Below are 18,152 nucleotides of genomic sequence, written 5' to 3'. Positions count from 1 at the left end.
TCCTCAGGGGGTGCGGTGGGCGTCGTCGGCCGGCAGCAACGACGGTTGGTCGAGCACGGACCCGGCGGCGACGGACGCGGAGTTGTCGATGCGCGTCGTCGCCCCCTCCTCGAGCACGTCCTTGCTCAGCTCGACGGGGACCTCGATCGGGTACTCGCCGGTGAAGCAGGCGGCGCAGAACCCCGCCTCGCGGGCCCCGGTGGACTCGAGGAGCCGGTGGATCTCGATGTAGGCCAGCGAGTCGACGCCGAGGAACTCCTGGATCCCGTCGACGTCGTACTTGGCGGCGAGGAGCTCGCTGCTGTCGCCGAAGTCCATCCCGTAGAAGCACGGCCACCGCACCGGCGGCGAGGTCAGCCGCAGGTGCACCTCGCGGGCGCCGGCCTCGCGCAGCATCCGGACCAGCTGGTGCTGGGTGGTGCCCCGCACGACGGAGTCGTCGACGACCACGATGCGCCGGCCCTCGATGTTGTCGCGCAGGGGGTTGAACTTCATGCGCACGCCGAGGGCACGCATCTCCTGGCTGGGGGCGATGAACGTGCGGCCGATGTAGCGGTTCTTCACCAGGCCCTGGCCGAAGGGGATGCCGCTGGCCCGGGCGTAGCCCTCGGCGGCGGGGACCCCGGACTCGGGCACGCCCATGACCATGTCGGCCTCGACCGGCGCCTGGGCAGCCAGGGCCTCGCCCTGGCGGACGCGGGCGTGGTGGACGCTCTGGCCGTAGAGGCGGGCGTCGGGGCGGGCGAAGTAGACGAACTCGAAGAGGCAGAGCTTGGGGTCGATGCGCTCGGCCGGGAACGGGTGCAGCGAGCGGGGCGGCTGGTCGAGGGAGAGGACGACGACCTCGCCGGCCTCGACCTCGCGGACCATGGTGGCGCCGACGATGTCGAGCGCCGGGCTCTCCGAGCCCGTGACCCAGGTGTCGTCCTTGCGCCCCAGGCACAGCGGGCGCAGGCCGTTCGGGTCGCGCCAGCCGTACACCCGCTCGGTGTCCATGAGCACGACGGAGAAGGCACCCTCGAGGCGGGGCAGGACCGCCATCAGGGCCGCCTCCATGGCCTCGCCCGAGGTGTCGCCCGGGCGCTGGGCCAGCTCGGCGCTGATCAGCTCGGCCATGAGGTCGCTGTCGCTCGACACCGTGCCGGGGAGCATCCCGTGCTCGGCGGCCAGCTGGGCGGTGTTGGTGAGGTTGCCGTTGTGGCCCAGGGCGAACTGGTGGTCGCCGACGTTGCGGTACACCGGCTGGGCGTTGCCCCAGGTGCTCGACCCGGTGGTCGAGTAGCGGGTGTGGCCGATGGCCAGGTGGCCGGTGAGGGGGGCGAGGGTGCGGTCGTCGAAGACGTTGGAGACGAGCCCCATGTCGCGCACGACGGTGAGGAAGTCGCCGTCGCTGACGGCCATCCCGGCCGACTCCTGGCCCCGGTGCTGGAGGGCGTAGAGCCCCAGGTAGGTCAGGTGGGCGACCGGGGCGTCGGGCCCGATCACGCCGAAGACGCCACACGCCTCCTTCGGCGAGTCGTCGAAGGGGTCGCGCACGGGCCCATCATCGCAGGTGCCGGCCCGGACTCCCTACCTCGGCGAGCAGGGGTCGGGGCGGTCAGGCCTGGATGACCGGTCCGTCGAGGGCGGTGGGCAGGCGGTCGCGCCAGGCGGCGGTGGCGTCGGCCAGCGCCTCGTCGACCAGACCCTCGACCACGAGGCGGTCGCCGCCGGCGTCGCCCAGCTCGCGGGCGGCCACGCCGGCGGCCTCGGCCCGGGCGAGGAGGTCGGCGACGGCGTCGCCGGGCAGGCACACGACGACCCGGCCCGGCGTCTCGCACAGCAGGGCGGCGGGGCCCTCGACGCCGGTGACGGTGGCGCCCACGCCGGTGCGGACGGCCATCTCGGCCAGGGCCCGGCCCAGGCCGCCCTCGGCCACGTCGTGGACCCCCGAGGCGATGCCGTCGGCGACGACCTCACGCACCAGGCCGGCCACCTTGGTCACGGCCAGCAGGTCGAGCGGGTCGAGGACGCCGAGGCGCGGCGCCCCGGCGTCGGCGGCCCAGCGGGAGCCGGCCAGCGACCCGCCCGGGTCGGCGCCGAGGAGCACGAGCCGGTGGCCCTCGACCAGGCCGACGCTCGGCGGCCGTCGGTCGAGGGAGTCGACGAGGCCGAGCAGGCCGACGACCGGGGTGGGGTCGATGTCGGTGCCGGCGGTCTCGTTGTAGAGGCTGACGTTGCCGCCGACGACAGGCAGGCCGAAGGCCCGGCAGGCGTCGGCCAGCCCGTCGATCGCCTCCGACAGCTGCCACATGACCTCGGGGTGCTCCGGGTTGCCGAAGTTGAGGCAGTTCACGACGGCGATGGGCCGGGCCCCCACGCACGCCAGGTTCATCACCGACTCGGCGACGGTGGCGGCCGTGCCCAGGCGGGGATCGACGGCGCACCAGCGGTGGTTGCCGTCGGTGGTGAGCGCCAGCCCGCGGCCGGTGTCGACGCCGGTCGTGGGGTGCTTGAGCCGCAGCACGGCCGCGTCGCCGCCGGGCGCCTCCACCGTGTTGAGGAACAGCTGGTGGTCGTACTGGCTGTACACCCAGCTGGCGTCGCACAGCTGGTCGAGGACGATCGCCCCGCAGTCGGCGGCGTCGGGCACACCCGGGTCGGCGGCCGTCCGGGCGGCGCGGTCGGCCGGGGCGGCGCGGGGCCGGTCGTACAGCGGGGCGGCGTCGTGGAGGCTGCTGGCCGGCACGTCGGCCAGGACCTCGCCGTCGAAGCCGTCGCGGATGCGCAGCCGCCCGCCCTCGGTGACCTTGCCGATCACGGTGGCGGCGACCTCCCACCGGGCGCACAGCCGGAGGACCTCGTCGAGCCCGTCGGGCGTGACGATGGCCAGCATCCGCTCCTGGGACTCGCTGGTCATCACCTCGAACGGCTCCATGCCGTCCTCGCGGCGGGGCACGGCGGTGACGTCGACGTCCATCCCGACGCCGCCCCGCGACGCCGTCTCGCTCGTGGCGCAGGCCAGCCCGGCGCCGCCCAGGTCCTGGATGCCGACGACGAGCCCGGCGTCGAGCAGGGTGAGGCAGGCCTCGATGAGCCGCTTCTCCTCGAACGGGTCGCCGACCTGCACGGCGGGGCGCTTGTCCTCGCTGCCCTCGTCGAAGCCGGCGCTGGCCAGGACGCTGACGCCGCCGATGCCGTCGCGGCCGGTGGCCGAGCCGAGGAGGACGGCCAGGTTCCCCTGGCCGGTCGCCGCCCCGAGGACGAGCCGGTCCGTCGGCAGCACGCCCAGGCACAAGACGTTGACCAGCGGGTTGCCCTGGTAGCAGGCGTCGAAGACGACCTCGCCGCCGACGTTGGGGACGCCGACCGAGTTGCCGTAGGCGGAGATCCCGGCCACCACGCCCTCGGCCACCCACCGGCTGCGGGCGTCGTCGAGGGGGCCGAACCGCAGCGGGTCCATGGTGGCGATGGGGCGGGCGCCCATGGTGAAGATGTCGCGCAGGATGCCGCCCACCCCGGTGGCCGCGCCCTGGGCGGGCTCGATGAAGCTGGGGTGGTTGTGGCTCTCGATGCGGATGGCGGCGGCGATGCCGTCGCCCACGTCCATGACGCCGGCGTTCTCACCGGGGCCGACGAGCACCCCCTCACCCTCGGTCGGGAGGCGGCGGAGGTGGATGCGGGACGACTTGTAGGAGCAGTGCTCCGACCACATGACCGCGTAGAGGGCGAGCTCCAGGTGGTTGGGCTCCCGGCCGAGGATCTCGGCGATGTCGGCCGCCTCGGTGTCGGTGAGCCCCAGCGCTCGGTGGATGGTCGAGTCGGTGCTCTCGCTCACCTGGGGGACGTTACCGGCGCTGGGGTCAGGCCCCGGAAAGGACCGCCGCACTCAGACGGATCGGCACCACCTGGGGTGACCGGACTAACCTCTTGGACGTTCACGGGAGGGGCGTTGGAGACCTGTAGTAGACGACGACCCGAAAGCGGTTGACATGCCCCCGAAGAAGAGTGCGACCAAGTCGAAGCGGACGATGTCCGACGAGCACAAGCAGGCCATCGCCGAGGGCCGAAAGCAGGCGAAGGCGGTGTCCGACTACCTCGAAGCGCTCGCCGCCAACAAGCCGAAGCGGGGCCGTCAGCGCACCCCCGACACCATCAAGGCGCGCATCGCCAAGATCGATGACGAGCTGGCCACGGCCGACGCCATCAGCGCGTTGAACCTCCGCCAGGAGCGCCTCGACCTCGAGGCCGAGCTGGCGTCGAAGTCGTCCGGAGTCGACATCTCGGGCCTCGAGTCCGCCTTCGTCGCCCACGCCAAGGGCTACGCCCAGCGCAAGGGCATCAGCTACGCCGTCTGGCGCGACGCCGGCGTCGCCGCCGCCGTCCTCAAGAAGGCCGGGATCGGCCGGGGGTCCTGAGCCGGGCGCCGACGGCGCTCAGGCCCTGACCGCGGCGCGGTCGAGCAGCGACTGCAGCAGCGGGAGGCCGTCGGCCGACCCGAGCAGCGCCGACGACGCCCGCTCCGGGTGGGGCATGAGGCCGACCACGTTCCCGGCCTCGTCGCTCACCCCGGCGATGGCGTCGAGCGATCCGTTGGGGTTGTCGACGTAGCGGAGCACGATCTGGTCGTTGTCGACGAGCCGGCGATGGGTGTCCTCATCGCAGGTGTAGGCCCCTTCGAAGTGGTTGATGGGGACCCGGAGGATCGTGCCCGGATCGACCGAACCGGTCAGGGCCGATCGGTTCGACACGACCTCGAGCTCGACGGTGGTGCACAGGAACCGGAGGCCCTCGTTCTTGCGGAGGGCGCCGGGCAGGAGACCGGCCTCGGTGAGCACCTGGAACCCGTTGCAGATCCCGACGACCGGCCCGCCCGAGCGGGCGAAGTCGGCGATGCCGGACACGACGGGAGAGAAGCGGGCGATGGCGCCTGGGCGGAGGTAGTCGCCGTGGGCGAACCCCCCGGGGACGACGATGGCGTCGACGCCGGCGACCGAGGCCTCGCCGTGCCACAGCAGGCGCCCCTCGGCGCCCAGGGTGGTGACGGCCTCGACGACGTCGAGCTCGCAGTTCGACCCCGGGAACTGCACCACCCCGACGACGGGGGTCATGCGGAGGCGGTGAGGGTCACGGTGCTGTCCTCGATCACCGGGTTGGTGAGGAAGCGGGCGCACATGTCCTCAACCTCCGATCGGGCGGCGTCCTCGGACGCGGCGTCGACCCGGAAGCGGATCGCCTTGCCCACCCGGACCCCGGCCACACCCTCGTAGCCCAGGGCGGGCAGCGAACGCTCGATGGTCTGCCCCTGCGGGTCGGCCACCCCCTGCCGTGGGCTGACCTCGACCAGCACGTCGAACTGCATGGGCCCACTCTGGCACGGCCGGGGCCCGGCCTCGAACCCAGTCCGATCACTACGGTGCGGCGATGGCGCCGCGGCACCTCGAGCTCGCGCACCACTGGGGTCGCCACCCCCTGTGGGACCGCGACGTCGACTCCGACGTCGATCCCTCCACGCTGCCCCTCCCGGCGTCGGTGGTGAACCGGCTGGCCTCGTGGGCCCACCGCTGGGACCTCACCTTCGACGTCGAGCACCCGGACCGACCCAAGGTCGAGGCCTTCGTCCTCGCCGAGCTCGGCCGCGACGGCGCCCGGCTGTGGCGAGCCCTCCTCGGGCTCCTGTCCCCGCAGGAGTGGGTGGTCACCTACGTCCACGACGACGTCATCTACCGCACCGTCGACGACCTCCCGGTGGAGTGGCGGGTCGGGTAGGGCTCCGAACGGCGCTGCTGATGGGGCCGCTCGTCGGCGATCAGACGACCTCGCGGGTCTCGCGGGCCTGGCGGGCCGCTTGGCCGGCGAGGCGGAGGAGGCGGTCGAGCTCGGCGCGGTCGTCGTCCGCCAAGACGGAGAGCAGGTCGTCCTCGCCGGCGTGGATGGCGGCCTGGATGGCCCGCATGGTGGCGACGCCGTCATCGGTCGCCGCCAGCTCGTTGGTCCGACGGTCGGCCCCGGGCCGCCGGACGAGCAGGCCGCGGGCCTCCAGCACGTCGAGGTCGGCCACGAGGCGGTTGCGGCTGTAGTCGAGGCGGGCGGCCAGCTCGGCCTGGCTGCCGGACGGCTGGGCTGCGACCACGAGGAGGACGGCGTACTGCCACATGGTGAGCCCGTGGGCGCCGGCGGCGGCGTCCTCGATCCTCCGCAGGGCCTTCGCCAGCGGGAGCACCGAGGCGAGGAGGTCCACGCGGTCGTCGGGCACGCCCGCACGCTACCGCCACCTGTCACACCGTAAACACGTTGTGATCATCACCAGACGGTGATGGACTGCCCGGATGGCCCCCTCCCCCCGCCCCGCCGACCATCGCCCCGCCCACCGCCTCGCCGTCGAGCTGGCGACGCCCTACATCGACATGGTCACCGACGCCGACCTCACCCGCCCCACGCCCTGCGCGGGCTGGGACCTCGCCGTGCTCCTGACCCACATGGTCGGCCAGCACCGCGGCTTCGCCGCGTCCGTCACCGACGGCGATGCGCCCCTGACGGCGTTCGTGCCGGCCGCCTTCTCCCCCGCCACCTGGCGGGCCTCGGTCGACGCCCTCGTCGCCGCCTTCGCCGCCGCCGAGCTCGACGCCACGGTGATCCAGCCCGAGATGGTGCCGGAGGTGCCGCTGCCGGTCGGGCTCCTGGTCGGGGCGCAGATGCTCGACACCGTGGTCCACACGTGGGACGTCGCCCGCAGCCTCGGCCTCGACTTCACCCCGCCCGACGACCTGGCCGACGCGGTGGCGACCGTCCTCCCCCTCATCCCCGACGACGACGGCCGCCTCGCCCCCGGCGCCCCGTTCGGCCCCGCCCTCACCGCCGGGGTGGGCACGTGGGACCACATCCTCGCCTGGCTCGGTCGCGACCCCGCCTGGTCCCCCGCCGACGCCGCCGCCTGACCGCTCCGGTTAGGGGGAGGGCCAGGCGTCGAGGCTCAGGCCGGTGAGGCGCTCGTAGGCCTCTCGGTAGCGGGCCGAGGTGGCCCGGACGACCTCGGCGGGGAGCGCCGGCGGCGGCGGGGTCTTGTCCCAGTCGAGGGTCTCGAGGTAGTCCCGGACGGGCTGCTTGTCGAACGACGGCGGGGTCGTGCCCGGCACCCAGGAGTCGGCCGGCCAGAAGCGGGACGAGTCGGGCGTCAGGACCTCGTCGGCCAGCACCAGCTCCCCCTCGACCAGGCCCAGCTCGAACTTGGTGTCGGCGATGATGATCCCCCGCTCGGCGGCCCACTCGGCGCCCCGGCGGTACAGCTGGAGCGAGACGTCGCGGGCCCGCTCGGCCAGGTCCGCCCCGACCAGCTCGACGGCCTTCTCGAACGAGACGTTCTCGTCGTGATCGCCGACGTCGGCCTTGATCGAGGGGGTGAACACGGGCTCGGGCAGTCGGTCGGACCTCTGGAGGCCGGCGGGCAGCGGGGTGCCGTGCATGGTGCCGGAGGCGGCGTACTCCTTCCACGCCGAACCGGTGAGGTAGCCCCGGACGATGCACTCGATGGGGAGCATGTCGGCCCGGCGGCAGAGCATGGCCCGCCCGGCGAGCGACGGGTCCTGGGCTCCCTCGGGCATGTCCTCGAGGTCCGTCGAGATGAGGTGACCGGGGACGATGTCGGCGAGGTGGTCGAACCAGAACGCGGACATGGCGGTGAGGACCCGGCCCTTGTCGGGGATGGGCTCGGCCATGACCACGTCGAAGGCGGACAGCCGGTCGGAGGTGACGAGGAGCAGCCGGTCGTCGCCGGCGTCGTAGATGTCGCGGACCTTCCCCGAGACCACGTGGGGGAGGGAGATGCCAGCCATGGGCCGAACCTACCTACAGGATCGCCCCGGGGGCGTAGGCCGCGGCATCGGGGTCGTCGGCCACGAGGCGGCCGACCTCGGCCACGAAGGCGGCGGTCTGGGCCCGGGCCCGCCCCACGAACGACAGGGGCTCGGCCACGACGGCGGCGACGGCGGCGGCGTCGAGCCCGAGGCGCTCGTCGGCGGCGAGGCGGTCGAGGAGGTCGTTGCGCTCGGCGCCCTTCTCCCGCATCTCCAGGGCGACGGCGACGGCGTGGTCCTTGATCACCTCGTGGGCGACCTCGCGGCCGACGCCGGCGCGCACCGCCGCCATGAGGACCTTGGTCGTGGTGAGGAACGGGAGGTACCGCTGCAGCTCGCGCTCGACGACGGCGGGGAAGGCGCCGAACTCGTCGAGGACGGTGAGCGTCGTCTCGATCAGCCCGTCGAGGGCGTAGAAGGCGTCGGGCAGGGCCACCCGGCGGACGACCGAGCAGCTGACGTCGCCCTCGTTCCACTGGTCGCCGGCGAGGGCGGTGACCATGGCCAGGTGGCCCCCGAGGATCACCGACAGCCCGCAGATCCGCTCGGTGGAGCGGGTGTTCATCTTGTGGGGCATGGCCGAGGACCCGACCTGGCCGGGCTGGAACCCCTCGGTCACCAGCTCCTGGCCGGCCATGAGGCGGATGGTGGTGGCCAGGCTGGTGGGGCCGGCGGCGACCTGGACGAGGGCGGAGACGACGTCGAGGTCGAGGGACCGGGGGTAGACCTGGCCCACGCTGCCGAGCACGTGGTCGAAGCCCAGCTCCCGGGCGATGTCGGCCTCGAGGGCGTCGACGGCCTCGTCGGAGCCGAGGAGGTCGAGCATGTCCTGCTGGGTGCCGACCGGGCCCTTGATGCCCCGGAGGGGGTACCGGGCGAGCAGGTCGTCGACCCGCTGGAGCGCCAGCAGCGTCTCCTGGCCGGCGTTGGCGAAGCGCTTGCCCATGGTGGTGGCCTGGGCGGGCACGTTGTGGGAGCGGCCGGTCATCACCAGCGCCTCGTGCTCGCTGGCGCGCGCCGCCAGGCGGGCCAGCACGGCCACGACCCGGCGCCGGACGAGCCGGAGGGCGTCGCGCACCTGGAGCTGCTCGACGTTCTCGGTGAGGTCCCGGCTGGTCATGCCGGCGTGGATCCGCTCGTGGCCGGCGAGGGCGTTGAGCTCCTCGATCCGGGCCTTGACGTCGTGGCGGGTGACCCGCTCCCGTGCCGCGATCGAGTCCAGGTCGACCTGGTCGACGACGGCCTCGTAGGCGGCGATCTCGGCGTCGGTGACGTCCATCCCCAGGCGGGCCTGGGAGCGCAGCACGGCGAGCCACAGCTGCCGCTCCCGCACGACCTTGGCCTCGGCCGACCAGATGGCGACCATCTCGGGGCTGGCGTAGCGGGCCGCCAGGACGTTCGCGGGGGTGCTGGTCACCCGCCGATGCTACGCCCGGGCGCGGCGGCGCCCCCAAGGTCCGCGGGGCCTCAAGGCGGGGCCGGCGCGGCCGATGACGGGGGGGTGAGCCATGCCGCCGGTCCGTCGCCCACCGAGTCGACCAACTGCATCCTCCACACCTTCCAGCCCGCCGACCGGATCTGCAGCGCGTGCGGGGCCTGGCACTGCGACAGCTGCCTGGTGACGCCGTTCGGCCCCCGCAAGGGCGCCCTGTGCGTGTCGTGCGCCATCGAGCGCGGCGGCGTCCGCAAGACGTCGGGCCAGGCCCCCCGGCGGACGCCCAGCGAGATCCGCCAGCTCGAGAAGCAGCGCCGCAAGCAGCAGCGCGAGGCCGAGCGCCGCCCCGTCGTCGTCAGCCCCCTCGGCCTGGAGAAGCTCGACATGGACGCCCCCAAGCGCAGGGGCCTGTTCCGCCGCAAGTAGGCGCGCCCCGCGGTCGTGGCCGCCCGGCGACGTCGGGTACCGTCCGGACGTGGACACCGCGGTCGTTGGCGTCGTCATGGGGTCCGACTCGGACTGGTCGACGATGGAGGCCGCCACGGAGGTCCTCAGCGAGCTCGGGGTCGCCCACGAGGCGCGGGTCGTGTCGGCCCACCGCACCCCCGACCTGCTCTTCTCCTACGCCGAGGAGGCGGGCCCCCGTGGGCTGCGGGCGATCATCGCCGGCGCCGGCGGTGCCGCCCACCTGCCGGGGATGCTGGCGGCCAAGACCACCGTGCCCGTCCTCGGCGTGCCGGTCCGCTCGAAGGCGCTCTCGGGCCAGGACTCCCTCCTCTCCATCGTCCAGATGCCCCGTGGGGTGCCGGTCGCGACCTTCGCCATCGGCGAGGCGGGCGCGGCCAACGCCGCCCTGTTCGCGGTGGCGATGCTGGCCGCCACCGACGCCGAGCTGGCCGGGCGGCTCACGGCGTTCCGGGCCGCCCAGACCGAGCGAGCGCTGGCGATGCGCCTGCCTCCGGCCTGACCCCTCGGTGATCCTCCCCCCCGCCACCGTCGGCGTCCTCGGCGGCGGCCAGCTCGGCCGCTTCTTCGTGCTGGCCGCGCGCGAGCACGGCTACCGCACCTGGGTGCTCGACCCCGACCCCGCCAGCCCGGCCGGCGCGGCCGCCCACCGGCACGTGGTCGCCGCCTACGACGACAGCGGCGCGCTCGACGAGGTGGGCGCCGCCTGCGCCGCGGTCACGACCGAGTTCGAGAACGTGCCGGCGCCGGCCCTCGATCGTCTGGCCACCGTGACCGTCGTCCGCCCCGGCAGCACGTCGGTGCAGGTGTGCCAGGACCGGATCGCCGAGAAGGCGTTCCTGCGCGAGCGGGAGATCCCCCACGTCCCCTACGCCGTCGTCGACGGCGACACCGACGCCGCCGAGCTGCCCGCGGACCTCTTCCCCGGCATCCTCAAGGTGGCCCGGCTGGGCTACGACGGCCGGGGCCAGGTCTCGGTCGCCGGACCCGGCGACCTGGCGGCGGCCCACGCCGAGCTCGGCGGGGCACCGGCGGTGCTCGAGGCACGGCTGTCGCTCGACGTCGAGCTGTCGGTGGTGCTCGCCCGCGACGCCGCCGGCCCCGTCGCCGTGTTCCCCCCGGCCGAGAACCGCCACGTCGGCGGCATCCTCGACGTCTCGATCGTCCCGGCCCGGGTGGACGCCGCCCTCACCGAGCAGGCGGTGGCGACGGCGGTGGAGGTCGCCACCGCCCTCGACCACGTCGGCACCGTGGCCGTCGAGTTCTTCGTGTCGGGGGGGCGGCTGATGGTCAACGAGATCGCACCCCGCCCCCACAACTCCGGCCACGCCACGATCGACGCCTGCACGGCCAGCCAGTTCGACCAGCAGCTGCGGGCGCTGTGCGGCCTCCCGCTCGGCGAGGTGCGGGCCCACTCGGCCAGCGTCATGGTCAACCTCCTCGGCGACCTCTGGGGTCCGGAGGGCGACCCCCGGGAGCCGGACTGGGCCGCCCTGCTGGCCGTACCCGGTGCCCACCTGCACCTCTACGGAAAGGCGGAGGCCCGGCCCGGGCGGAAGATGGGCCACGCCACCGTCGTCGCCGGGGACCTCGACGTCGCCCTCGCCCGGGCCGACGCCGTGCGGACGGCCGTCGGCCTGGCCGCCGACCTCGGCGGCTGATCGCCGGAAGGTCTCGGCCGACCCCACGGTTGGACCACGACGTGGCCCTCCCCAAGCTCTCCGTTCTCGACCTGTCGATCGTGGGCCGGGGGTCGACCCCGGCCCTGGCCCTGGAGTCCAGCCGGCGTCTGGCCCAGGAGGCCGAGCGCCTCGGGTTCACCCGCTACTGGGTCGCCGAGCACCACAACATGCCCGGCATCGCCAGCTCGTCGCCACCGGTCCTGATCGCCCACCTCGCCGCCCACACCACCACACTCCGGCTCGGCTCGGGCGGCGTGATGCTGCCCAACCACTCGCCCCTGGTCGTGGCCGAGCAGTTCGGGATGCTCGAGGCCCTCCACCCCGGGCGCATCGACCTCGGCCTCGGGCGGGCCCCCGGCACCGACGGGCTCACCGCCGCCGCCCTCCGGCGGACCAACCGCTTCGACGCCGAGGAGGAGTTCCCGCGCCAGCTGGGCGAGCTGCTCGCCTACTTCAACGGGACCTTCCCCGACGACCACCCGTTCAAGGCCATCCACGCCACGCCGGGCCGCGGCTACCAGCCCGACGTCTGGCTGCTGGGCTCGAGCCTCTACAGCGCCCAGCTGGCCGGGCTCCTCGGCCTGCCGTTCTCCTTCGCCCACCACTTCTCGGGCGAGAACACCGAGGCAGCCGTCGCCGCCTACCGGCAGGCGTTCGACCCGTCGGGCGCGCTCGACCAGCCCTACGTCATGCTCGGCGTCAACGTCTTGTGCGCCCCGACGCTCGACGAGGCCCGCTACCTCTCCGGTCCCGGGAAGCTGGCCATGGCCCGCCTCCGCACGGGGAACCCGGACGTCTACCCGACGGCCGAGGAGGCGGCGAACCACGTGTACTCCCCGCAGGAGGAGGCCACGGCCCGCAGCTGGGGCCGTCACCACGTCATCGGGCCGCCCGAGGCGGTCCGGTCCGGCCTGCTCGACCTGGCCGAGCGCACCGGCGCCGACGAGCTGATGATCACGACCATGACCCACGGCTTCGACGAGCGGGTCCGCTCCTACCGCCTCGTCGCCGAGGCCATGGAGATGGCGGACGCCCCCGCCTGACGGACGGCTGGTGCCCGGCACCGGTCGGCGGTCCGCGGCGGGGACGCGGACCGTGCCCGACGACACGCGGCCCGCTACCTTGACCGGTCAGTCAAGTTCTCTTCCCGACCGCAGGTGACACCGATGCCCGACGCCCCCACCCTCGACGCGTTCGAGACCGAGGTCCGGACCTTCCTCGACGCCCACGCCCAGCCCAAGCCGCCCGCCGAGGAGTTCGTCTGGGGCAAGGGCGACGACGACGTGGCCATGTTCGAGGAGGTCGACCCCGAGACCGAGGCCCGGCAGCTGGCCGCGGCCAAGGGGTGGCTGCGGACCCGCGCCGAGGCCGACCTGCACTGGATCGCCGGGCCCACCGAGCTCGGCGGCCGGGGCCTGAGCCGCGAGCACGCCATGCTCTACGCCCGCCTCGAGTCGGGCTACCAGGTCCCCAAGCAGTCGTTCTTCGGCATCGGCTTCGGCATGGTGGCGCCCACCATCCAGGCCCACGGGACCCCGGCCACCACCGCCTACCTCGACCGGATGTACCGCGGCGACCTCGTCGGCTGCCAGCTCTTCAGCGAGCCCGCCGCCGGGTCCGACCTGGCCGGCCTCCAGATGCGGGCCGAGCGCGACGGCGACGAGTGGATCCTCAACGGGCAGAAGGTGTGGACCTCGGGCGCCCACTACTCCGACATCGGCGAGGTCATCTGCCGCACCGATGCCGACCTGCCCAAGCACAAGGGCCTCACCGGGTTCGTGGTCGACATGCACGCCCCTGGCGTCGAGGTCCGGCCGCTGCGCCAGATGACCGGCGGCACCGCCTTCAACGAGGTGTTCTTCACCGACGTCCGCGTCCCCGACGACCACCGCCTGGGCGCCGTCAACATGGGCTGGACGGTCGCCCTCACCACCCTGATGAACGAGCGGGCCTCCATCGGCGGCGGGTCCGGCAGCGGCGGGTCGGGTCTGGTGTCGATCGTCCGCCTCATCGAGATGGCCCGGGCCTTCGACCGGGCCGACGACCCCGTGGTGCGCGACGCCCTGATGCGCCTCTACACCGGCTACGCGGTGTCGCGGTACACCAACATGCGGGCCGCGGCGACCATCAAGGCCGGCGGCCTGCCCGGTCCGGAGATGTCGATCGGCAAGCTGGCCCTCACCGCCAACCTCACCGCGACCACCCAGGTGGTCAGCATGATCCTCGGCCCCAAGCTGGTCGCCGACACCGGCGAGTGGGGCACCTTCGCCTGGTCGACCTTCGCCACCGGCACCCCCGGCATGCGCATCGCCGGCGGCAGCGACGAGACGCTCCGCAACATCGTCGGCGAGCGGGTCCTCGGCCTCCCCAAGGAGCCCGGCATCGACTCCAAGAGCCCGTTCAAGGACCTCCCCAAGTAGCCGACCCCGTCGAACCTTGTCCGGAACCCTGCCGAGGAGGGGGACTTCCGGACAAGGTTCGTCGGCGACCATCGAGCTTTGTCCGGAACCCTGCCGAGGAGGGGGACTTCCGGACAAGGTTCGACGCGGTCAGAAGGGGGCGGTGAGGACCCGGTCGGCGGCGACGGCCGTGTCGGGGTCACGGGTGGCGAGGACGACGGCGCCGCCGGCGTCGGCCCGCTCGCGGAGGAGGTCGAGCACGACCTCGGCCCGGCGGGCGTCCTGGTGGGCGACGGGCTCGTCGGCCACGACGAGCGGCGGACGCCCCACCAGGGCCCGGGCCACCATGGTCCGCTGGCGCTCGCCGACCGAGATCTCGTAGCCGCCCCGGCTCCACAGGTGGCCGATGCCGAGCCGCGCCACCACCTCGTCGTCGTCGGGCGGCGCCGAGCGCCGGGCCGGGGCCGCGCCCAGGGCCAGGCCCACGTTCTCGCCCACGGTCAGCTCCTCGATCAGGGCGATCTCCTGGGGGATCACGGCCAGCCGGGACCACGGCGGCGCGGCGGCGCCGGCCCACGTCACCGTGCCGGCCTCGGGCGCCACCCACCCGGCCAGGACCTCGACCAGCGCCGTCTTGCCCGTCAGGGACGGGCCCACCAGGGCGACGAGCTCCCCCGGGGCCACGCGCAGGTCGAACCGGCTGACGACGCCCCCGCCGACGGTGACGCCGGCGAGGGCGAACCCGCCGCTCACGGGGGGTCCATCCGGACGTCGTCGCCGTCGACGGTGAGCCGCAGCCGCCGGCCCGGGAAGCGGTCCGCCACCGCGCGGGGCAGGTGGATCCGGTCGGCCTCGTCCACGACCGCCAGCATCTCGCCCGCCCGGCCCTCGGCCGCCAGAGTGCCCCCGGCGACCTCGAGCACCACGTCGGCACGCGCCACCACCCGCGGGTCGTGGGTGCAGATCACCAGCGTCTGGCCCTCGGCCACCAGGCGGGGCAGGAGGTCGACCAGCGTGGCGGCCCCGTCGGCGTCGAGGCTGGCGGTGGGCTCGTCGGCCACGATCAGCGCCGGGGTGGCGGCCATGGCCATGGCGAAGGCCAGCCGCTGCTGCTGGCCGACCGACAGCGCCGCCGGGCGGAGGTCGGCGACGGCGGCCAGGTCGGTCGTGGCCAGCAGTCGGTCGACGGCGTCGCCCGGCACCGGGGCCCGGAGCGACCACGCCAGGCGGACGTGCTCGCGGGCCCGGAGGTCGGCCAGGAGGTTGTCCGCCGGGGTCTGGAAGACGTACCCGATGCGCTCGGCGACCAGCCGCCGCCGGGCCCGCCCGCTGAGGTGGGCGGTGGGGCGGCCGTCGATCTCGACCTCGCCGACGGTGGGCCGCTCCAGCCCGGCGAGCAGGCGGAGGAACGTCGACTTGCCGGCGCCGGACGGGCCGACGACGGCGGTCAGGGCCCGGGCCGGGATCTCGGCGCTCAGGCCGCGGAGGGCGTGGACGGCACCGCCGGCCGCCTCGTAGATCTGCACCAGCTCGCGGCAGACCGCGGCCGGCCGGTCGCGGTCGGACCGGTGGTCGACGGACCGGACGTCGGGCGACAGGTCGTCAGCGGGCGGCACGGAGCAGCTCCGGGAGCGAGGACCGGGTCGAGCGCCGCTCGACCACCAGGGTCACGACGAGGGCGACGACCACGGCGACGAGGGCGCACAGGCCGACGAGGCCGAGATCGCCGCGCAGCAGCGGGTCCGGCGGCGTGTTGGGCAGGGGGTCGAGCTTGGCGAACACGAGGCGCAGGGCGATCCCGGCCAGGGCGACGCCGAGCACCAGGCCGCCGAGGAGGATCGCCCCCACCTCCACGGCCGTGGCCCCGGCCACCTGGCGGGGCGGGAGCCCGAGGCGGCGGGCCAGGGCCGCCCCCAGCCGGCGGCGCTCGGCGTCGGCCGCCACGTGCAGCCCCAGGCCGGCGACGGTGGCCAGGCCGGCGGCCAGCCCGATCACCTGGAGGTAGTCGATGGCCCAGATCTGCGGCCGGAGCCGGGTGCCGGCGCCGGCCAGGTCGATGGCGCCCCGTCGGCTGTAGACGATCGACAGGCCCTCGCGAGCGAGGCGGTCGGGCACGGAGGGGGAGTCGTCCGAGAGCCACACCTCGGGGTGCTCGACCACGCCGACCCGGTCGAGGGCGGCCCGGTCGACGACCACCAGGGGCCGGGGCCGGCTGGCCTCGAACCCGGGGAAGGCGTCGGCCCGGGCCACCACGGCGACCGCCACCTCCTCGGTCCCGTCCTCGCCGTCGAGGGTCACCACGAACCGGTCGGGCAGCCCGTCGCCGACGGCGATCGCCGGGACGGGATCGTCGGCCGGGGCGTCGGCGGGGAGGGCGACGGCGTCGAGCAGCGCGTCCAGCGAGCGGTCGGCGAAGCTGTCGTCCCAGAAGGCGGCGTCGGCGAAGGTGGCCGGGTCCACGCCGAGCACGTCGGCCGGGTCGTGCCCGGCCCGGAGCACCGACGACTCGGTCGCCCGCGTCACGACGGTGCTGGCGCCGGCGACGGGCGGGTCGGTGGGGCGGTCGCCGTGGACCGACAGCCGCACGATCTGACGGGCCCCGTCGCCGAGCAGGGCCTTGGCCTCGGCCGTGGCGCGCACCGAGGCCGAGGTGGCGCCGGCGAAGACCACGATGCCGATCGAGATGGCCGCCCCGGTGACGATGAGCGACACCCGGCCCCGGCTGGCGGCGATCCGGCGGGCCGCCAACCAGCCCGCCACCGGGGCCCGCACGGCCGCCACCGCCAGCACCCGGCGCGAGAGCACCGCCCGGGCCACGGCACCCGACCCCCCGGCCAGGAGCAGCAGGGGGAAGACGAGGAGGAGGCCGTCGATGCGGCCGTCGCCCGCCGCCGGGCGGCTCTGGACCTCGTAGAGGGCGGCGGCGGCGCCGGCCAGCACGACGGGCTCCCACGGGGGGAGGGTCCGCCGGGGGGCGGCACCGCCCGCCCCCACCCCCACCCGGCGGGCGCCCGCCGCCACCACCACGACCACGGCCGCGACGGCGACGAGGACCGCGACGCCGACGACGGCCAGCCCCTCGGCGAGGGCCTCGCCGTCGACCTCGGGATCGGGGGCGACGGTCCGCACGACGGCGATCGCCGCGGCCAGCCCCGCCGCCACCCCGACCACCAGCGCCGGCAGGAGCTCACCGACCGCCTTCAGGCCCACGGCCACCGGGCCCGCGCCCCGGAGGGTGAGGACGGTCACCTGCTGGGACCGGCGGCTGAGCCAGCTGCGCGCCGCCGTCAGGAGCATCGTCAGGGCCACGCCGATGGTCCCCCACGCCACCGGCCCGGCCACCGACTCGACCGCCGCCTGGGTGTCCTCGGCCTTGGTGACGCTCGCCGGGCGGTCGACGGTCGAGATCCCGGGCCCGAGGGCCTGGGCCAGGTCGGAGACGCGGTCGTTGGTCCGGTCGGCCACGGCGCGGAGGTCGGCCGTCGCCCGGCGCGCGGCGGCCAGGTCCCACCGGCCGGCGTCGGGCGGGTACTCCCACCAGACCCGCACCCCGCGCCCACCGGCCTCGGCCACGACCGTGGCGAGGTCGTCCACCACCACCGTCGGGGGCGGGGCGGCCCCGCCCGCCGACCGGGACTCGAAGGTGTAGCGCAGGGAGCACCACCAGTCGTCGCGACCGTCGCGGAGGTCGCGGTAGATCGCCGCCACCGGCAGGGTCATCCCCCCGCCGTCGACGAGGACGATCTCGTCACCGGGTTCGAGCCCCAGCGGCTCGGCCACCGTGTCGGGCACCCAGACCCCGGGGCCGGCCCCGCCGGCGACCACCTCGACGTGGGCGGCGAAGCCGTCGCGCTGGAGGAGCTGCACGCTCGCCGTCTCGCCCGCCTCGGCGCCGGCCCGGGCGATGGTCGCGTCGCCGCCGAACACGCTGACGACGGCAGGGGCGACACCGTCGACCGGTGCCACGGCCTCGTCGAGGACGGCGCTCCGGGCCGCGAGCGGGTCACCGGTCGCGGTGCCCGGCCCGTCGAGGGCGATGCCCCGCTCGACGCGGAGGCCGACCTCGAAGGCGCACCCCTCCTCGAGGTCCTGGTGGAGCGACGCCCGCCCGGTCGCCGCCGAGAAGAGCGGCTGGGACGCGCCGGCCAGGGCCAGCACGAAGGCGGCGACGGCGACGCCGATGGCGAGGGCGGGGCTGGCGGCCACCAGCAGCGGCGCCCGTCGCCACGGTGGGGAGGTGACGACGCGCAGCCAGCGTCGCACCCCGTCGCCCGCCGCCCGCAGCCTGGGCATCAGGGCTGGTCGAGCTCCACCGGCACCATGCGGTGAGCCTCCCACG

The 18,152-nt window shown here is 74.8% G+C and carries 18 protein-coding genes; 8 read left to right on the top strand and 10 right to left on the bottom strand.

Features of this window, described 5'->3' with window-relative positions:
- Positions 1–3: 3 nt before the first annotated feature.
- Complete coding sequence (gene purF, locus HC251_RS01435; RefSeq protein WP_219943546.1) at positions 4–1,536, bottom strand: amidophosphoribosyltransferase; 1,533 nt, start codon at positions 1,534–1,536, stop codon at positions 4–6.
- A 61-nt stretch (positions 1,537–1,597) separates the two neighbouring features.
- Positions 1,598–3,817, bottom strand: a complete 2,220-nt coding sequence (purL, locus tag HC251_RS01430) for a phosphoribosylformylglycinamidine synthase subunit PurL (protein ID WP_219943545.1) — start codon at positions 3,815–3,817, stop codon at positions 1,598–1,600.
- A gap of 154 nt (positions 3,818–3,971) precedes the next feature.
- On the opposite strand from purL, the gene HC251_RS01425 reads away from it, so the two are divergent.
- The gene (locus tag HC251_RS01425) at positions 3,972–4,397 is read left to right on the top strand and encodes a hypothetical protein (protein WP_219943544.1); all 426 of its coding nucleotides are present in this window, start codon (positions 3,972–3,974) and stop codon (positions 4,395–4,397) included.
- An 18-nt stretch (positions 4,398–4,415) separates the two neighbouring features.
- Here the strand turns inward: HC251_RS01425 and purQ are convergent, their stop codons facing one another.
- The gene (purQ, locus tag HC251_RS01420; protein ID WP_219943543.1) at positions 4,416–5,090 is read right to left on the bottom strand and encodes a phosphoribosylformylglycinamidine synthase subunit PurQ; all 675 of its coding nucleotides are present in this window, start codon (positions 5,088–5,090) and stop codon (positions 4,416–4,418) included.
- A complete protein-coding gene (purS, locus tag HC251_RS01415; RefSeq protein WP_219943542.1) occupies positions 5,087–5,341 on the bottom strand; it encodes a phosphoribosylformylglycinamidine synthase subunit PurS in 255 nt (84 codons plus the stop codon). The genes purQ and purS overlap by 4 nt, the downstream gene beginning before the upstream one ends.
- Before the next feature lie 62 nt (positions 5,342–5,403).
- Between purS and HC251_RS01410 the strand changes: the two genes are divergently transcribed.
- A complete protein-coding gene (locus tag HC251_RS01410; protein WP_219943541.1) occupies positions 5,404–5,748 on the top strand; it encodes a hypothetical protein in 345 nt (114 codons plus the stop codon).
- A 40-nt stretch (positions 5,749–5,788) separates the two neighbouring features.
- On the opposite strand, the gene HC251_RS01405 is transcribed toward HC251_RS01410, so the two are convergent.
- A complete protein-coding gene (locus HC251_RS01405) occupies positions 5,789–6,235 on the bottom strand; it encodes a MarR family winged helix-turn-helix transcriptional regulator (RefSeq protein ID WP_219943540.1) in 447 nt (148 codons plus the stop codon).
- Positions 6,236–6,308: 73 nt separating this feature from the next.
- Here HC251_RS01405 and HC251_RS01400 point away from each other — a divergent pair, with 73 nt between their 5' ends.
- A complete protein-coding gene (locus HC251_RS01400) occupies positions 6,309–6,917 on the top strand; it encodes a TIGR03086 family metal-binding protein (protein ID WP_219943539.1) in 609 nt (202 codons plus the stop codon).
- A 9-nt stretch (positions 6,918–6,926) separates the two neighbouring features.
- Here the strand turns inward: HC251_RS01400 and HC251_RS01395 are convergent, their stop codons facing one another.
- Together HC251_RS01395 and purB are read right to left on the bottom strand one after the other, a co-directional pair.
- Positions 6,927–7,811, bottom strand: coding sequence for a phosphoribosylaminoimidazolesuccinocarboxamide synthase (locus HC251_RS01395; RefSeq protein WP_219943538.1), 885 nt, complete (start codon positions 7,809–7,811; stop codon positions 6,927–6,929).
- 13 nt (positions 7,812–7,824) lie between these two features.
- Positions 7,825–9,249, bottom strand: coding sequence for an adenylosuccinate lyase (gene purB / locus HC251_RS01390; protein WP_219943537.1), 1,425 nt, complete (start codon positions 9,247–9,249; stop codon positions 7,825–7,827).
- Between the two features lie 84 nt (positions 9,250–9,333).
- On the opposite strand from purB, the gene HC251_RS01385 reads away from it, so the two are divergent.
- The 5 genes from HC251_RS01385 to HC251_RS01365 all read left to right on the top strand — a co-directional run bounded on the left by HC251_RS01385 (position 9,334) and on the right by HC251_RS01365 (position 13,834).
- Positions 9,334–9,693: a hypothetical protein gene (locus tag HC251_RS01385; RefSeq protein WP_219943536.1), complete on the top strand. Its 360-nt coding sequence runs from the start codon at positions 9,334–9,336 to the stop codon at positions 9,691–9,693.
- Positions 9,694–9,769: 76 nt separating this feature from the next.
- Positions 9,770–10,234, top strand: a complete 465-nt coding sequence (gene purE / locus HC251_RS01380; protein ID WP_219945589.1) for a 5-(carboxyamino)imidazole ribonucleotide mutase — start codon at positions 9,770–9,772, stop codon at positions 10,232–10,234.
- A 7-nt stretch (positions 10,235–10,241) separates the two neighbouring features.
- Positions 10,242–11,393, top strand: a complete 1,152-nt coding sequence (locus HC251_RS01375; protein WP_219943535.1) for a 5-(carboxyamino)imidazole ribonucleotide synthase — start codon at positions 10,242–10,244, stop codon at positions 11,391–11,393.
- Between the two features lie 41 nt (positions 11,394–11,434).
- Positions 11,435–12,457 carry an LLM class flavin-dependent oxidoreductase gene (locus HC251_RS01370; RefSeq protein WP_219943534.1) on the top strand — a complete coding sequence of 341 codons (1,023 nt, stop codon included), beginning with the start codon at positions 11,435–11,437 and terminating at the stop codon, positions 12,455–12,457.
- Positions 12,458–12,580: 123 nt separating this feature from the next.
- The gene (locus tag HC251_RS01365; RefSeq protein WP_219943533.1) at positions 12,581–13,834 is read left to right on the top strand and encodes an acyl-CoA dehydrogenase family protein; all 1,254 of its coding nucleotides are present in this window, start codon (positions 12,581–12,583) and stop codon (positions 13,832–13,834) included.
- A gap of 129 nt (positions 13,835–13,963) precedes the next feature.
- Here the strand turns inward: HC251_RS01365 and HC251_RS01360 are convergent, their stop codons facing one another.
- From HC251_RS01360 to HC251_RS01350, 3 genes are read right to left on the bottom strand one after another with little or no spacing between them, the layout of a single operon-like run.
- Positions 13,964–14,566 (bottom strand): ATP-binding cassette domain-containing protein, encoded by a 603-nt coding sequence (locus tag HC251_RS01360; protein ID WP_219943532.1) that lies wholly within the window; start codon positions 14,564–14,566, stop codon positions 13,964–13,966.
- The gene (locus tag HC251_RS01355; RefSeq protein ID WP_219943531.1) at positions 14,563–15,429 is read right to left on the bottom strand and encodes an ABC transporter ATP-binding protein; all 867 of its coding nucleotides are present in this window, start codon (positions 15,427–15,429) and stop codon (positions 14,563–14,565) included. Before HC251_RS01355 ends, HC251_RS01360 begins: the two co-directional genes overlap by 4 nt.
- Complete coding sequence (locus tag HC251_RS01350) at positions 15,416–18,106, bottom strand: FtsX-like permease family protein (protein ID WP_219943530.1); 2,691 nt, start codon at positions 18,104–18,106, stop codon at positions 15,416–15,418. The genes HC251_RS01355 and HC251_RS01350 overlap by 14 nt, the downstream gene beginning before the upstream one ends.
- Positions 18,107–18,152: the final 46 nt, after the last annotated feature.

The sequence above is a fragment of the Iamia sp. SCSIO 61187 genome (assembly GCF_019443745.1).
In the GTDB taxonomy this organism is placed as follows: Bacteria; Actinomycetota; Acidimicrobiia; order Acidimicrobiales; family Iamiaceae; genus Iamia.
The sequence above is the reverse complement of the archived record's forward strand: the minus strand, read 5'-3'. Positions and strand labels throughout refer to the sequence as shown.

Coding starts and splice junctions, on each gene's coding strand:
- purQ (WP_219943543.1), bottom strand. CDS start 5,090: ATGACCCCCGTCGTCGGGGTGGTGCAGTTCCCGGGGTCGAACTGCGAG.
- purE (WP_219945589.1), top strand. CDS start 9,770: ATGGGGTCCGACTCGGACTGGTCGACGATGGAGGCCGCCACGGAGGTC.
- HC251_RS01425 (WP_219943544.1), top strand. CDS start 3,972: ATGCCCCCGAAGAAGAGTGCGACCAAGTCGAAGCGGACGATGTCCGAC.
- purS (WP_219943542.1), bottom strand. CDS start 5,341: ATGCAGTTCGACGTGCTGGTCGAGGTCAGCCCACGGCAGGGGGTGGCC.
- HC251_RS01395 (WP_219943538.1), bottom strand. CDS start 7,811: ATGGCTGGCATCTCCCTCCCCCACGTGGTCTCGGGGAAGGTCCGCGAC.
- HC251_RS01350 (WP_219943530.1), bottom strand. CDS start 18,106: ATGCCCAGGCTGCGGGCGGCGGGCGACGGGGTGCGACGCTGGCTGCGC.
- HC251_RS01400 (WP_219943539.1), top strand. CDS start 6,309: ATGGCCCCCTCCCCCCGCCCCGCCGACCATCGCCCCGCCCACCGCCTC.
- HC251_RS01410 (WP_219943541.1), top strand. CDS start 5,404: ATGGCGCCGCGGCACCTCGAGCTCGCGCACCACTGGGGTCGCCACCCC.
- HC251_RS01365 (WP_219943533.1), top strand. CDS start 12,581: ATGCCCGACGCCCCCACCCTCGACGCGTTCGAGACCGAGGTCCGGACC.